Annotated in this window: 11 protein-coding genes; 7 read left to right on the plus strand and 4 right to left on the minus strand. The window is 57.3% G+C overall.

Going from position 1 to position 15,367, the window contains the following annotated elements:
- Window positions 1-297: 297 nt before the first annotated feature.
- A complete protein-coding gene (locus tag AC0IM9_RS03615) occupies window positions 298-1,029 on the plus strand; it encodes a PEP-CTERM/exosortase system-associated acyltransferase (RefSeq protein WP_482803088.1) in 732 nt (243 codons plus the stop codon).
- Between the two features lie 485 nt (window positions 1,030-1,514).
- Here the strand turns inward: AC0IM9_RS03615 and AC0IM9_RS03620 are convergent, their stop codons facing one another.
- Window positions 1,515-2,459 (minus strand): hypothetical protein, encoded by a 945-nt coding sequence (locus tag AC0IM9_RS03620; RefSeq protein ID WP_482803089.1) that lies wholly within the window; start codon window positions 2,457-2,459, stop codon window positions 1,515-1,517.
- Between the two features lie 400 nt (window positions 2,460-2,859).
- Window positions 2,860-5,037, minus strand: coding sequence for a putative bifunctional diguanylate cyclase/phosphodiesterase (locus AC0IM9_RS03625; protein WP_482803090.1), 2,178 nt, complete (start codon window positions 5,035-5,037; stop codon window positions 2,860-2,862).
- 326 nt (window positions 5,038-5,363) lie between these two features.
- Between AC0IM9_RS03625 and AC0IM9_RS03630 the strand changes: the two genes are divergently transcribed.
- Window positions 5,364-7,385, plus strand: a complete 2,022-nt coding sequence (locus AC0IM9_RS03630) for a cache domain-containing protein (protein ID WP_482803091.1) — start codon at window positions 5,364-5,366, stop codon at window positions 7,383-7,385.
- Window positions 7,386-7,717: 332 nt separating this feature from the next.
- On the opposite strand, the gene AC0IM9_RS03635 is transcribed toward AC0IM9_RS03630, so the two are convergent.
- Complete coding sequence (locus AC0IM9_RS03635; protein WP_482803092.1) at window positions 7,718-7,897, minus strand: hypothetical protein; 180 nt, start codon at window positions 7,895-7,897, stop codon at window positions 7,718-7,720.
- A 38-nt stretch (window positions 7,898-7,935) separates the two neighbouring features.
- Window positions 7,936-8,139: a hypothetical protein gene (locus AC0IM9_RS03640; RefSeq protein WP_482803093.1), complete on the minus strand. Its 204-nt coding sequence runs from the start codon at window positions 8,137-8,139 to the stop codon at window positions 7,936-7,938.
- Window positions 8,140-8,560: 421 nt separating this feature from the next.
- Between AC0IM9_RS03640 and AC0IM9_RS03645 the strand changes: the two genes are divergently transcribed.
- The 5 genes from AC0IM9_RS03645 to AC0IM9_RS03665 all read left to right on the plus strand — a co-directional run bounded on the left by AC0IM9_RS03645 (window position 8,561) and on the right by AC0IM9_RS03665 (window position 15,303).
- Complete coding sequence (locus AC0IM9_RS03645; protein WP_482803094.1) at window positions 8,561-9,682, plus strand: hypothetical protein; 1,122 nt, start codon at window positions 8,561-8,563, stop codon at window positions 9,680-9,682.
- On the plus strand, window positions 9,679-10,137 hold the full coding sequence (locus AC0IM9_RS03650; RefSeq protein WP_482803095.1) for a hypothetical protein: 459 nt from the start codon (window positions 9,679-9,681) through the stop codon (window positions 10,135-10,137). The genes AC0IM9_RS03645 and AC0IM9_RS03650 overlap by 4 nt, the downstream gene beginning before the upstream one ends.
- Window positions 10,134-12,776, plus strand: coding sequence for a response regulator (locus AC0IM9_RS03655; RefSeq protein WP_482803096.1), 2,643 nt, complete (start codon window positions 10,134-10,136; stop codon window positions 12,774-12,776). The genes AC0IM9_RS03650 and AC0IM9_RS03655 overlap by 4 nt, the downstream gene beginning before the upstream one ends.
- Window positions 12,773-14,563, plus strand: coding sequence for a sigma-54-dependent Fis family transcriptional regulator (locus tag AC0IM9_RS03660; protein WP_140911117.1), 1,791 nt, complete (start codon window positions 12,773-12,775; stop codon window positions 14,561-14,563). The genes AC0IM9_RS03655 and AC0IM9_RS03660 overlap by 4 nt, the downstream gene beginning before the upstream one ends.
- 212 nt (window positions 14,564-14,775) lie before the next feature.
- Window positions 14,776-15,303 (plus strand): SRPBCC family protein, encoded by a 528-nt coding sequence (locus AC0IM9_RS03665; RefSeq protein WP_482803097.1) that lies wholly within the window; start codon window positions 14,776-14,778, stop codon window positions 15,301-15,303.
- Window positions 15,304-15,367: the final 64 nt, after the last annotated feature.

Here is a 15,367-nt window from a genome sequence, read left to right on the forward strand (position 1 = left end):
AGGTCGGACAAGGCCTGCGGCTCTAGTAAATCTCCTGCTCCTGACGGGCTTTTTTGCTTGGAGAATACCGTTTCTTAATCTTTCCTTAATCAAAATTGCAGGATTTCTTTAATCTTAGGCCTGTAGTTTACAAACCGCTATCGCGATTTATCGGCAGAACTACACGCAAATAGCTGAATGGAAAACATTATTCCCCGACACGGCGCATGCGAAAGCCGCTTTGCGGTCAAGACAGAGACGCGTGGTACCAGCGCCTGAACATAAGGGATTTGATTAATTTTGTTATGGAGTTTCACCTTGATTTCTGAAAAGCATTCTTTCGACAACTGTTTTGAGGTTTTTTTAGCTGATACGCCGGAAAGCAAGCGAATCCACTACCACCTCAGGTATCAAGTTTACTGTGACGAACTCGGATACGAGGATAAGGAACTGTTTCCGCAGCAATTGGAATTCGACGATTGGGACCAGCATGCGGTGCATTTCATCGTCCGCCACCGTTTCACCGGCCAATGGCTGGGTGCATTGCGCGTAGTCAGTCCGCAGGGGCAAACCTTTCCGTTCGCGGAAAAATACGAACAGGACCAGCCGCTGGCCGATGCCCATCATCGCGACTCTATCGAAATTTCCCGCCTTTGCGTACTGCGCGAAGCCCGACGCTTCGCTCCCCGCTCCCAAACCGCCGTCGACGCCGATCCGGCCAGCAACGTCAAGTACCTCAACACCTTACGCCAGCAAAGCCGCAGCATCATGTGGGGCCTGTACCGCGCTGCGGTCGACTACTCGGCGGAAAATGGCATTAAACATTGGTTCATACTGGTGGCGCCGGCCTTGGCTTATGCCGTGAAAAAACAGGGTTTTGACATGCGCCAAGTGGCAGAACCTTGCGAACACCGCGGTTTGCGCACACCGTATATGCTGGATGTCGACCACATTCTGCAAAATCCGCTGTGGGACGAGGATTACCAAATCGGCTACCGACTTTATTCCGAACTGGAGCAAGGCGAGTTTGCCGTTCGCCAGAGGGCTTAGCGGCTACTCTGCTTGGTCGCGGCGGTTAGTGATTAATCGCCGCCGGCCACATTCCAAACGGCCTGTTACAGGTCCGGTTGGTGAAAACAGGCAGTTATTTTCTGGACGAACCCGGCAAATGTAGTGTCGAGTTTTGTCCATTGTTAGTGGAGTTATCGCTTTCCCTATGTGATGAAGTATTTTCAAAAATTGGAATATCCAGCGTTTCAGAGGCGCTCTGCATCACAGCGATCAAGTCGGGTGGGAGTTGCCGGTCGAGAAAAATGGGCGAACAAGTAACTGCCGCCCGTTACAAAATTGTGTCGATGAAACCGGCACAGCATCATCCCAATCAAAATCGTAGTGGGCAGGATGTAAGCCCAGAGGGGCGGGGCTTACGCTGCAGACACCGCGGAGCGGGAGAGTTTCAGCTCAGTTCAGCCGACGCTCCGGACGCCGACAAAAGCCCCACCTTTATTACGATGGGACGAGTTCCATCATGCAGCTTAAATCCCTCTTGATTCGATGCGGCTGCGGATTGTAACCATGCCAAGAATGGCCGAGCCAAACAACCAAACGGCGCCAGGAACGGGCACGACGGCGGCAGCCGATTGATATGCGGTTCCCGACGCGCTGGCGAGCGTGCGGCCATCCGGCGCGCTGATACCGAAATAGGCGGTGCCGTAAAAATCGGCGACACCATCGCCCAGCGCTTCCACACCGAGATAACTGGCGATGTAGAGTGGCACGTCATAGGTGAACGGGATTTTTGCGGAATAAATATTACTGCCGTTGACCAACGGATTGGCCTCGACCCAGGCCAATTCTTCCGGCGTCAGTCGAGCCAAGGAAACCGCTCCCGCCCCGAAGCCGCGTAATACATCGGTGCTGCCGTCCGGATTGCTGCCAGCGCCATCATCTCGGAATCCTAATAATCCGGAGCCAGCTTCCTCTCCGCGCGTGATCGGCGTATCGCTGACGAACAGGTAATAGACAACATTGGTCTCGGCGCCGGAAAAATGGCCGTCGACTTTGACTTTTACATCGAGAAGGCCGCTACCGGTGCCTCCCGACACGGTGAATGCATCGCTCCAGGATGTTTCGGCATAGGCGCCGTGGTTGCCCGGCTGAGCAGTAGCGATGGCATAGGCGCCGGTTTGGCCGAAATCGGCGCGGCCTTTGGCGTATAGACCCGGATATGCTCCGGCTTGGGCGAAATGATCATCAACCTGACGGTCAAATGGATGAACCACCACATCATCAAGCCCGGATCGGACTATCCATTCATCGGTGGTGGTCTCCACAACGCTGAACGGCGTCCAGGATTGAACGGTGGCCTGAGCATGGTTTGCCGTGGCCAAGAAACTCAGGCCTAGCATCATAACGATCGATTTCATAAATACCACCTCTCCAATGTTAGAGTAAAAATGTCTGTTGACTCGGGTCGTCATGGGCTTGGTAACCCGCTATTTACGGCACACTCGCCAAACAAAGGTTTCAGCTTTTATCAAGCTCCAAATAGCAATAGCAGCCTTCCGGTTTGACCGTCATCAGGCCATTGCCGGGCGCGTGCCGCAAAAGGCTTTCGCCCAGTGCGAGCATGTTCGCACGGCTACGGCCGATCATCCAGCAATCTAGAATTGTTTTGCAATAGCCTAAGTTGGCGGCATCGCAAATTGGCGATCAGCAATTTGCAAAGCGCTCGGTGACAATTTGATCAATGCTGGACGCGAGGCAGCAACGTCGCTGGTCGTGAGTGAAACTATTGCGATTGGCAGCGCAACCGCAGAGCCGGCTAAATATCAGGGCAATGGTTCGGCGTTAAACCCGGCAGGCGGCGCCGATAGGATTTTAGGTCCGGCGTTGCGAACATGAGCCGGCTTCAATCCGGCCGGCCAGCAAGGCGCAAAATTCGGCTTCCGGCAGCGGTTGGCCGAACCAATAACCCTGGGCTTCGTCGCAGGCGTTTTCCAGTAGGTATGCCGATTGCTGGGCGGTTTCGACGCCTTCGGCCACTACTTTGAGGCCCAGGCTGTGCCCTAGCGCGATGATGGCTTTCAGAATCGCGGCGTCGGTGGATTCCTGTTCCAGATTGCCGACGAAAGCCTTGTCGATTTTCAAGCGGTCTACCGGAAAGTCCTTCAGGTAGGCCATGCTGGAGTAGCCGGTGCCGAAATCGTCGATGGCCAAAGTCAAACCCAGCGCTTTCAAACCGTGCAGGGTTTTGATGAATTGCGGGGTGTCGTGGACTAGGCAGGATTCGGTGATTTCCAGTTCCAGGGTGTGGGCGGCAACTTGGGTGGCTGCCAGGGTCTCGGCGATGGTGCCGATCAAATCGCGCTGGCGGAATTGGCGCGGCGAGACGTTGACCGCGACCGGCAACGGCCCGCCCAGGATGTGCTGGAAGCGGTTGGCGGCCAGACAGGCTTGATGCAGCACCCAACGGCCGATTTGTTCGATTTGGCCGGTTTCCTCGGCGATCGTGATAAAACTCAACGGCGACACCAGCGGCGCGTCGGGCGGTTGCCAGCGGATTAAGGCTTCCGCCCCGCAAATCCGGCCGCTGGCCAATTCGATTTTGGGTTGGTAGTAGAGCAAAAACTCGGCATTTTCGATGGCATGGCGCAGCCGGTACTCTATCGCCATCCGTTCGGTCAAAACCTGGTTCAACTCGCGGGTGTAAAACTGGAAATTATTGCGGCCGAGTTGTTTGGCTTTGTACATCGCCGAGTCGGCATGTTTCAGCAGCGTGGCCGCGTCGTGGCCGTCGCCGGGATAGACGCCGATACCGATGCTGCAGGAGACCACAAACTCCAGGCCGTCGATGGTGCAGGGCGCCGCCACCGCAGCCAGGATTCGCTGCATGCTGTGACTGATGTCTTCGATCTTTTGCAGGCTGCACAGCAGCAGTACGAATTCGTCGCCGCCCAGCCTGACCACCGTGTCCGAGTCGCGCACGCACTGCGACAGCCGTTCCGCCATCACCACCAGCAGCGAATCGCCGACATGGTGGCCCATGCTGTCGTTGATGAATTTGAACTGGTCCAGGTCGACGAAGGCCACCGCCAGAATATTGCCGTAGCGGGCGGCGAAATTGATGGCTTGCTGCAGCCGGTCGGATAACACCGTGCGGTTGGGCAGCCCGGTCAGCGTGTCGTGGGTGGCTTGGTATTCGATTTGCTGCTCGTAATATTTGCGTTCCGAGATGTCTTCCACCGTGCCTTCGTAAAACAGCAGGCGGCCGTCGCGGTCGCGCACTTCGCGGGCGTTCTCGGTAATCCAGATGATGTCGCCGTTTTTGCGGTAGACCTGGGCTTCGAAGTGACGCACTTCGCCGTGGGCCTGCATGATGTCGATATACTCGGCGCGTTTTTCCGGGTCCACATAGAGCTGGCGTTGAATGTCGGAAATGCTGTTGCGTAAATCCTGGATCGAGTCGTAACCGTAGATGCGGGCCAGGGCCGGGTTGAAATCCAGGTACTGGCCGCTCGGCGTGGTCTGGTAAATCCCTTCGATGGCGTTTTCGAAAATCGAACGGTAACGGGCTTCGGCGTCGCGGGCCGCTTGCTCGCTGTGTTTGCGCGCCGTCACGTCCTGAATGAAGCCTTCCAAAGCGACCAGCTCGCCGTGCTCGTTGAACAGCGGAAATCCGCTTTCCTGAACCCAGCGGATGCTGCCGTTGGCATGGACGATACGGTATTCCAGGTCGAACTTTTTCCGGGTCCGGGCGGAGGTTTCGATCAGCTGGCGCACCCAGCGCCGGTCTTCCGCCAGCGTCAATTCCTCATAGGAAATGCGTTTGTTGAACAGCAAATCACTCGGCGCGTAGCCGGTCAGCGCCCGGCAGCCTTCGCTGACGAAGACCATGGTCCAGTCGGCGTCCAGCAGGCAGCAATAGACGATGCCCTGCAAATTGCTCATCAACATGCCGAGCATACGCTCGCGGTCTTGGATCAGTGCGCGCAATTTCGGGCTGAGGTGCGGCGAAAATTCGACCACAGCGGAAGCGGGTTCGGAGTCGGCTGCCATGCAGGTGTTCGGTGATTAAACCAGCTAGGTGACAAGCACATTTCGTACCTGCCCCAAAAGTCGGGCATTGGCGCCGCCAAATCACATCCGATCCCCGCTTTTCTGCTCGGTTATAGTGCTTTGGGCCTAATTTTGGGCAAAGCAGCGGCGTCATTGTTGGTGCGTGATGCGTCGGTCTGGTGCATTGTTGGGTGGGGGTGAGATGCATTTCACAAAAGCCGCTGACATTGGTAGTGGTACAAATCCTGCTCCCAAACTCCGCCGAGGACGCGGCAAATTCGCGGCTGCCGTTCCGTAACCGGTAACCTTGCAGGGATTGAACCACAATGAATGCACTGATCGAGAAACACACGCCCAAACTGTTGAATGCAATGGTCGACGTCAGAAATTTCGAAACCCGTCTGGCGCAACTGAACAATTGGTGGGGAAAAATTACACTGATCGGCAAAATCAACAGCCACAATGTCGCGCCGACTATTCTGGACGACATGGCGCGCACCCAGAACAAATTCGGCGAATTGCAGCGCAAGCTGACGCGTAATCTGCTGGTGGAAAACTTGCAGAAACTGGTGTTGGACAATGCCTCGAAAGCCCAGGTGGCGATCGATCTGCTGGTGCGCAACCTGTTCGAGCGCACCGCCGATGTCGGCTTTCTGGCCACCGACGACGACATTCGGGTGTTTTTGGCTCAGGCCGAGCCGGAGCCGGAACAGGTCGGTTTCATCGAAAACCGGCTGCGCGAATACGTAAAAAAATACAGCGTCTACGACGAAATCGCCATATTCGATGCGCAAGGTCGGCTCAGAGCGCATTTGGACGCCGATAACCGGATCGAGGATACTGATCCGCTGGTGGCGGAGACGTTACGCAGTGATAGCCCTTATCTGGAAACCTTCCGTTACAGTGCGCTGCAAGCCGACCGCCGCCGCTCGCTGATCTATTCCTGCAAGATCACCGAAACCGACCAAAAAAATTCGCGGGTACTGGGCGTACTGTGTCTGTGTTTTCGGTTCGAGGACGAGATGCGCGGTATCTTCGCCGATCTGTTGGCGGCGGGCGACCGGGGCATCATCGCCATCCTCGACACCGAGCGGCGGGTGATTGCCAGCAGTAACGAACAGTTGTTGCCGGTGGATACCCGCTTCCATAGCGACGACGCGATCGGCCTGATCAATTTCCAGGGTCACGACTACATCGTCAATAGCCTGCCCGGTAACGGTTATCAGGGTTATTGCGGTTTGGGCTGGCGCGGGCAAATGATGACGCGGCTGGATGTTGCCTTCGGCCGCGAGACGGGCGGGTGCGGCGGTGCCGACTATAGCGAGATTATTGGTCAATCGGACAGCTTTCCGCAGGAGTTAAAGGAAATCCGTCAGGCTTCGGTCGATATCAACGCCGATTTGGGGTTGCTGGTGTTGAACGGGAAAATCGCTTCCGCCCGACAGAACGCGGCCGAATTCATGCCGGTGCTGGAAGCGATCAAGCAAGTCGGTACCGACATCGCCGGGATTTTCGCGGCGTCGGTGAATAGCTTGCAGGAAGTGACGGTGATGTCGTCGCACCTGAACAACGCCGGTTTCCTGGCGTCGCTGGCGGTCAACATCATGGACCGCAATCTGTATGAGCGGGCCAACGATTGCCGTTGGTGGGCCTTGACTTCGGCTTTCCGCCGCAATCTGGCGAAAGCCGAAATTAGTGCCGCCGAGAAGCGGCAAATGTGCGAAATTCTGGCTTATATCAATGCGCTCTACACGGTCTATACCAATCTGTATCTGTACGACGCCCACGGCGAGATCGTCGCGGTATCGGACGCCACGCAAACATCGCTGATCGGTAGCAAGGTCGAAGAGGCCACCGGCTACCGGAGCGTCATGGGCCGCGTGGACAGTCAGCATTACGGGGTCTCCGGTTTCGGGCCGACCCGCTTCTATCAAGGTCGCCACACTTATATATACAACGCCGCGGTGACCGATCCGACCGATAACGGCCGGGTGGTCGGCGGAATCGGCATCGTATTCGACAGCGAGCCGCAATTCAGCGCGATGCTGCGGGAAATCCTGCCGCAGGAAGCCGGCGGCGCGCCGCTGAAAAACAGTTTTGCGGTTTTTACCGATCGCCAAGGGCGAATTCTGGGGCTTGCCAACCACAACCACTACCGCATCGGCGAGCGCTTGCTGCTGGACGACGTCCACTTTGCACTGAAAAACGGCCAGACCAGCTCGTCGCTGTTGCGCCACGAGGGGGCGAATTATGTATTGGGAGTTGCGGCCGGAAAGGGGTATCGGGAATTCAAAACCGCGGACGCTTACCGCAACGATGTGTTGGCTTTCGTTTTCATTCCGTTGTAAACGCGGCGTTGCCCGGCGCGGGCTTGTTTTTGCAAAATCAGTGGCGCTAATGTGTCCGTTTTAGCTATCTCCAACCTAAACCGAATCAGCACGAGCACCACCGAAGGAAAGTTACCTTGCAACTTGGCGTAGTCAAGTCGCGGCGTGTTTTCGGGTGGGGATGGCGGCGATCGCCTTCGGATGCGCAACGAGGGATACATTCTTGACCGGACGCCAACCCCGTGGCTTTCAGCTTACCGCGTGCATCGACGCAGTCAAACCGGGAGCTTGCAAAAAAAACCGGACGGACGCTGGTTAGCGTTCGTCCGACTGGAGGTTGCTGTTACCGCTGACTAAACAAAATTCGATGGGGGCTTTAAGGTTGTTGATGGTGCTGCATAGATTGACTCGGTGGGTTCCGCCGCCGGCGCATTGGCCGTAGCCAGAAACAAACCGACGATTATGAACAGCAGGCTGATGGCGCAGCGTTTCAATTCGTGCAGGCAAGTTGCCAATAGTTTGGAATGATTCATTTGCAGGCTCCTGGTGGTGCGGGTGGTTTGCCGGTGGCTTACAAGTAAGCGTTTCGGACAGGCCGCAGGCGCGGCGTCTCGGCTTTTCGCGCCAAATTTTGCTGGTAGATTTCCAAAGCCTCGCAGCGCATTTGCTCGCAGAATCCGCACAAAGCTTCGTCGCCGTTGAACAGTCTTTGTTCGTGTTGGGATAGCGGGTCACCGCATCTGTCGCAAAAATGAGGATGGCGTGATCTGGTCATGGCAATCGGCTCCGGTTCGGTTGAATAGGATTTAACAACTTTTATCGCTGTCGGATAAGAGAACTATTTCACTTGGCGCAAATCTCGGGCCAAATAACCCAGTCGCGGGCTGTGTTTTTTTAAGTATTTGAACTTAATAAGTTTTATTGATTTTTGATGGGGATGTTTCGGGGTCGGCGCCGAGTGGGAATGGCGAAAGTCGTTACTAATATTCGTAGCGGATACGACATTTCGTAAATATTCTCGCTTAGCCGCGGGATGGCAGTATCTGGCGGCGGCGATTACGAAATCGCGTTAACAATGTTTGGAAATGTGATACATTCCGCTAAATTTTTACCCGGACTTGTACTTTCAACCAATAGCAATCGAGCCAGGCTGCTTTCGGCAGAGACTCCCCAACATGCGGCGACCGAACCGTTTAGTGAACTTTTCCCGTAACCTGCGAATGCTGGCTGCGGCTATTTGCGGCTTGGCCGCCGCTGGCGGTTCGTTGCAAGCGGCCGGCCTCGGCCACGCCGGTCACGCCGGCCATCCCTCGAGTTCCGATTCCAGCCTGTTGCCGGGCGATCTGCTGCTGTTTCCGGATCTGACCGGCATCGTCCGCTACGACCAGGAGCCGCAAAAGAAGCTCAGTACCGGCGACGTGATCCCCGCGATCAACGTGTTTTACACCGCCGATTACCAGCGTTTCCGTTTTCTGGGCGAATGGCTGATCAGCAGCAAAACCCACAACCTGGAACGATTTCAACTCGGCCTGCACCTCGGAGACGAATCCAGCCTGTGGCTGGGGCGGTTTCATAACCCGATCGGTTATTGGAACATGCAATTTCACCACGGCGCGTTTTTGCAGACCACGATCAGCCGGCCCGGCATCATGGCCTTCGAAACCGCCGGCGGCGTGATTCCCTACCATCTGACCGGTTTTCTGTGGGAAGGCGTGCACCAGCTCGGCGAAGGCGGGGTTTATTACACGATCGGCGCCGGCGCCGGCCCGCAAATCAACCGTGGCCTGGAAGCCTTCAATCTGGTCGAGCCGGCCGGCTCGCACCGGCCGGCCGCTTCGTTCCGGCTCGGTTATCAACCGGTCAGTTTCGGCGTCGACGAGTACGGCATCTCCGGCGCTTACAACCAGATCCATTCCGACGAATTGGCGGTCAACAACGTCACCCAATACGTCGCCACCGCCTACGCCAATCATCAGATCGAGTCGGTCAAACTGCTCAGCGAACTGGTCTATGTCAATAACCGGCTGGAAAACCCGCACGGCGGCGCCAAGAACGACGACTTTCTCAGCGCCTACGGTCAGGTCGAATGGGACGTTTTACCGAGCTGGACCCTGGTCGGCCGGGTCGAAGGGACGTTCGGCGCCAACCGCGATCCCTATCTGGCGATGTTCCCCAAATTCGTCGACGACCGTTTCATGGGCGCCGTACGCTACAAAGTCAATAACAACATGGCGTTGAAGGTCGAGGCCTCGCGCGACCATTTGCGCGACGACCATTTCGGCGTGGTGATGTTTCAGTGGAGCGCGGTATTCCCATGAAACTGTGTCGGGGATTGTACCTGTTCGGACTGGTCATTCTGCTCGGTGTGCAAAGCCTGAAGGCGGTTACCCGACAATCCTTGGTGCTGGTGACCGGGTCGGCCTCGACGATTCCGGTGCTGACTGTGCAGGAAGCCAGGAAACTGTTTCTCGGGGTGCCGCTGGAAAAAGACGGCGAACGGCCGGTGCCGCTGCTCAATACCAGCGATCCGCTGATTTACGAAGTATTTCTGCAAAAAGTCGCATTCATGTCGGCCAACGCCTATGAAAACCAGACGATCTCGGTCGTGTTTCGCTTGGGCGGCAAGCGGCCGGAGAGCTATAGCGATCTGAAAGATTTGCTGGCGGCATTGCAACAGCATCCCGGCACCGTGACCTATTTGTGGGAAGACCAGGTGCGGGCCAATCAAGGTATCAAAGCGGTAAACGTGTTATGGCAAGGAGCAGCGGAATGATGCGGTTTTTTCACAGTTTCAACGGGCGGATGATTTTGGCGGTGGTCGGCATTCACCTGTTGCTGGTGCCGGTATTGTTGTTCGGCATTTATCGGGTGATCAAACCCAGCGTCGAAGAGCAATTCGTTAATTTCGTCCGGTCGGACGCGCTGTTGTTCGGGAATTTGATTGCCCCGCGCCTGGGCGGCGCCAAAAGCCGGGAGCTGCAGGAATTGTTGGGCGAGTTTTTGCTGAACGGCCGCCTGGCCTATGCCGACATCGTCAGCGAAAACGGTGAATTGCACGCCGATGTCGAACTCAACGCCAAACAACAATTCCAGGAAGACTTTTTTTTCGGCGAACACGGCGACGATATTTATTTTCTGGCCGTGCCGGTCGCCAATCCTAGCGACGGATCGCTGGTGATGCTGCGGCTGGGTTACGACGAACGCCAGGTACGCCAGGACGTCGTTGTCATCTACCAGCGTAGCGCCTATTTTGTCGCGATTTATTTGGGCCTGTCGCTGCTGGTGGTCGGTTTGTTCGGCCGCCGTTTGGTCAGCCCGTTGGAGCGATTGCGCGACGAAGCCGAACAGATCGCCGCCGGCAACCACGCCCGCCAATTCAGCTCCGGCACCAAGATCAGCGAAGTGCTGGCCTTGACCGAGCATCTGGAAAAAATGCGGCTGGCCTTGGTATCGGCCCGCGATGCGGCGTTGCAGGCGGCCGGGGCCAAGACCGAGTTTTTGGCGAACATGAGCCACGAGATTCGCACGCCAATGAACGGCATCATGGGCATGATCGGTTTGGCCTTGCGTACCGAATTGACGCCGCAACAGCGCGAGTTTTTAGGGATGGCCAATAGTTCGGCCGACGCCTTGTTGCGCATCGTCAACGACATTCTGGATTTTTCCAAGATCGACGCCCGCAAGCTGGAACTGGACCACGCACCGTTCAAATTACGCGAGAGTCTGGGCGACACCTTGAAGCTGCTGGGCGGCCATTCCCACGAAAAAGGCCTGGAACTGATGCTGCGTATCGACCCGGAAACCCCGGACGATCTGATGGGCGATATCGGCCGTTTGAATCAGGTCATCATCAATCTGGTCGGTAATGCGATCAAATTCACCCAGCACGGCGAGATCGTATTGCAGGTGAAACCCGAGGCGGTCAACGACGATCGGGTGCGGCTGCATTTTGCGGTGCAGGACACCGGCATCGGCATTCCGCAGGACAAACAACAATTAATCTTCGAGGCCTTCGCTCAAATCGACGCCTCCTCGACCCGCAAATTCGGCGGTACCGGACTCGGGCTATCGATCTCGTCGCGGCTGGTCGAATTGATGGGCGGCCAGTTATGGCTGGAAAGCGAGGAACACAAAGGCAGCACCTTTTATTTCAGCGCCTGGTTCGAGCGTTATACCGGCAGCGAAGCCGACGCCGCGGCGCCGGCCCTGATCGACGTCAAAGGCCTGCCGGTGTTGATCGTCGACGACAATAACATCAATTTGCGGGTGTTCGAGGAAATCCTGCACCATTGGGGCATGGCGCCGACCACGGTCGACAGCGGCGAAGCAGCGATCGAGGCCTTGCAGCGCATGGCCGAAACCGGCGGCACCTATTCCCTGATCCTGCTCGATGCGATGATGCCGATCATGGACGGCTTCATGGTCGCGAAAACGATCCGGGAAGACCCGCGGCTGGAGCCGGTGACGATCATGATGCTGTCCTCGGCCGACCGTCCCGACGATTCCGAACGCTGCCGCGATTTGGGTATCAATTTGTACGTGCGCAAGCCGGTCAAACACTCCGAATTGTGGCATGCGATCCAATCCGCGCTGGGCAAGGCGGATTCACGGCAAACCGGCAACCAGCCTGTAATGTTGGCCCAGCCGCCGCGCTTGCTGAAAATTTTGTTGGCGGAAGACAATCCGGTGAACCAATTCATGGCCGTGGCCTTGTTGGAAGAACGTGGCCACAGCGTCCAGGTTGCCAATAACGGCCAGGAAGTGCTGGATATTTTGCAGCAGGACCAATTCGATTTGATCCTGATGGACGTGCAAATGCCGGTGATGGACGGTTTTCAGGCCACCCAGGCGATCCGGGCCGCCGAAGCGCAAACCGGCAAACGCCAGCGCATCGTGGCGATGACCGCTCATGCCCTGAAGGGCGACCGGGAACGTTGTCTGGCCGCCGGGATGGACGATTACATCGCCAAGCCGGTGCAGGAACAGGAATTATTGGCAACTGTGGAGTGTTGGAACATGGCAGCGGAACAGCTTGGTACGCAGGATGGCGGGGCGGCGGCCGAACCGCCGGCGCTGGAATGGCAGGAGGCGTTGAACCGGGTACGGGGCCGCGGCCAATTGCTGGGCAGAATGATGTCGCTGTTTCTGGAACAGTCGTCGGGATTGTTGGAAGACGCCGCCCAGGCGATCAAACGCCGCGATGGCGAAGCCTTGCGCCTGTCGGCGCATACTCTGAAAGGTTCGGCCAACAGCATCGGTGCTTTCGAATTCGGTCAGATCGCCCAGCGCCTGGAAAGCAGCGGCCTGGAAGCCGCATTCGACGATGCCGAAACCGATTTGCCGTTGCTGCACGTGGCGATGCGGCGTCTGGAGCCTGAAATTCAAACCTTCCTGGCTGAGCACAGCGTATGACAAACCCCGCCCGGTCCGACGCCAAACCCACCATCTTGATGGTGGACGACAACCCGGTGAACCTGGAAGAGCTGGCGTTTTTATTGAACGATGCCGGTTTCGACGTGCTGCGCGCCGAAACCGGCGAAACCGCGCTGGAATTGGCGAAAAGCCGGCAGCCGGATTTGGTGTTGCTGGACGTGCTGATGCCGGGTGTAGACGGTTTCACCACTTGCGCCACATTGAAAAGCCATCCGGCCACGCGCGAGATTCCGGTACTGTTCATGACGGCGCTGGCCGATACCGCGAATAAGGTGCAGGGCTTTCACGTCGGCGCGGTCGATTACATCACCAAGCCGTTTCAGTACGAGGAAGTCATCGCCCGGGTACAAACCCATCTGACCTTGCAAAAGCTCAAATCCGAGCTGCAGGAAAAGGAGCAACGCCTGTCGCGTATCTTCGAAAACGCGATGGACGCGATTCTGGCCTTGGACCAGGAAGGGCGGATTACCATGTTCAATGCCGCCGCCGAGCAGATGTTCCGCTGCAAGGCCGGCGACAACATCGGCCGTTCGGTGGATCGCTTCCTGTCGCCGGAGTTGTACAAGACCGTGACCAACTTTCGGGCTGGCGTGCCGGCCAAACAGGCGATCTGGATTTCCGAGGGCATGACCGCCCGCCGCGGCGACGATAGCGAATTCCCGATCGAAGCCACGATATCGCGGGTCGAAGCCTCCGGGCAGCAGCTCTACATCCTGATTCTGCGCGACATCAACGAACGCAAGGCGCGGGAGCAGGCGGAAGCCGAGTGCCATACCCTGCGCGGCATCAACTCCTACCTGCAGGAGGAAGTCCTGGCCAGCCGCGACGGCGAGGAATTGATCGGCAACTCGGCCGGCCTGCGTCAGGCCATGGCCCTGGTCAAGCAGGTGGCGGCGACCGACGCGACGGTTTTGATCACCGGCGAAACCGGTACCGGCAAGGAGTTGATTGCCCGGGCAATCCATAATCTGAGTGGGCGCAAGGACAAGACGCTGGTCAAATTGAACTGCGCCACGATTCCGGAAAACCTGGCGGAAAGCGAATTGTTCGGTCACGAAAAGGGCGCCTTCACCGGCGCGATCAACCGCAAACTGGGCCGGTTCGAGCTGGCCAACGGCGGTACGCTGTTTCTCGACGAAATCGGCGAACTGCCGCTGGAAATGCAGGCCAAACTGCTGCGGGTATTGCAGGAGGGCGAATACGAACGGGTCGGCGGCACTCAAACCCTGAAATGCGACGTGCGGGTCATCGCCGCGACCCACCGCGATCTGGCCCAGTTCTCTCAAGAAGGCCGGTTCCGCGCCGACTTGTATTACCGGATGAACGTGTTTCCGATTCATTTGCCGCCGCTACGCGAACGCAAGGAAGACATCCCGCATCTGGTGCGGCATTTCATCAACAAATACGCCGCCAAATTCGGCAAGAAGATCACCGCGATTCCGGATCGGCTGATGTCCGACATGCAAAGCTACATCTGGCCCGGCAATATCCGCGAATTGCAGCACATCATCGAACGCGCGGTGATCCTGACCAACGGCTCGCAACTGGCCAACGTCGAATGCGTGCACGCCACCGCGCCGGTCGGGGCGACGAGCTCAGCGCCGATCGTGACGCTGGACGAAGCCGAACGCCAGCACATTCTGAAAGCGCTGGAAGCCACCTCCTGGCGCATCGCCGGCAACCAGGGCGCCGCCAAAATCCTCGGTGTGCCGTCAACCACGTTGCGTTCGCGGATGGAGCGTTTGGGTATCAGCAAGCCGGCCTGAGCCGGCCGGCGCTTGCCGGCCCTAAAACCGTTGGTCCCGAGGGTGTGGGAGGGCGGCATCACAACGGGTTCAAACAGCCCCGAATCCAAGGTCAGGCGCCACAGGGCTGGTTTAATAAATGAAAACTGCCTAGCGCATAACGGGCATTCTTCCCAAGGCAGAATGTGCGCGCTTGCCGATAATGCCGGTTTTAACTTTTACCGGTATTTAGTATGCGCCAGATCATTTACGCCCTCGGATTCTCTCTGCTCTGCAGCCAAGCTCAGGCCCACGGCCCGACCCCGCAAAAGGCCAAAGAAAGCGTGACGATTCAGGCGCCGGTCGCCAAGGTCTGGGAAGCGGTGAAAAACTTCGACGATATCGGCCATTGGCATCCGGATTTGAAGGCGGCCGAGGGCGACGGTAAAAACCAGTCCGGCGGCACCCGCAAACTGACCTTCCAAAACGGCGAAAGCATCGTCGAAGAACTCGATTACTACAACGACGCCGAACACGAATACAGCTACCGGCTGAAAACCGAAAACGTCAAAGCCTTGCCGACCAGCTCGCACACCGTCGATCTGAAAGTCGCGCACGGCGACAGCGCCGATTCCACTGTCGTCACGCTGAAAAGCCGATTCTACCGCGGCGACACCGGCAACACCCCGCCGGAAAACCTCAGCGACGCCGCCGCGGTCGAGGCTATGACCCGGTTTTTTAAAGATGGCTTGAATGGGTTGAAGGCGAAGTTGGAGAAGTAGCGGCGGCTGTTTTGTCCGCCTGTAGGCGTCAGTTGTGTCGCTGTCGCGACGGGTTTTAAAGTCG

The organism is Methylomonas sp. Uni0011, assembly GCF_056850255.1.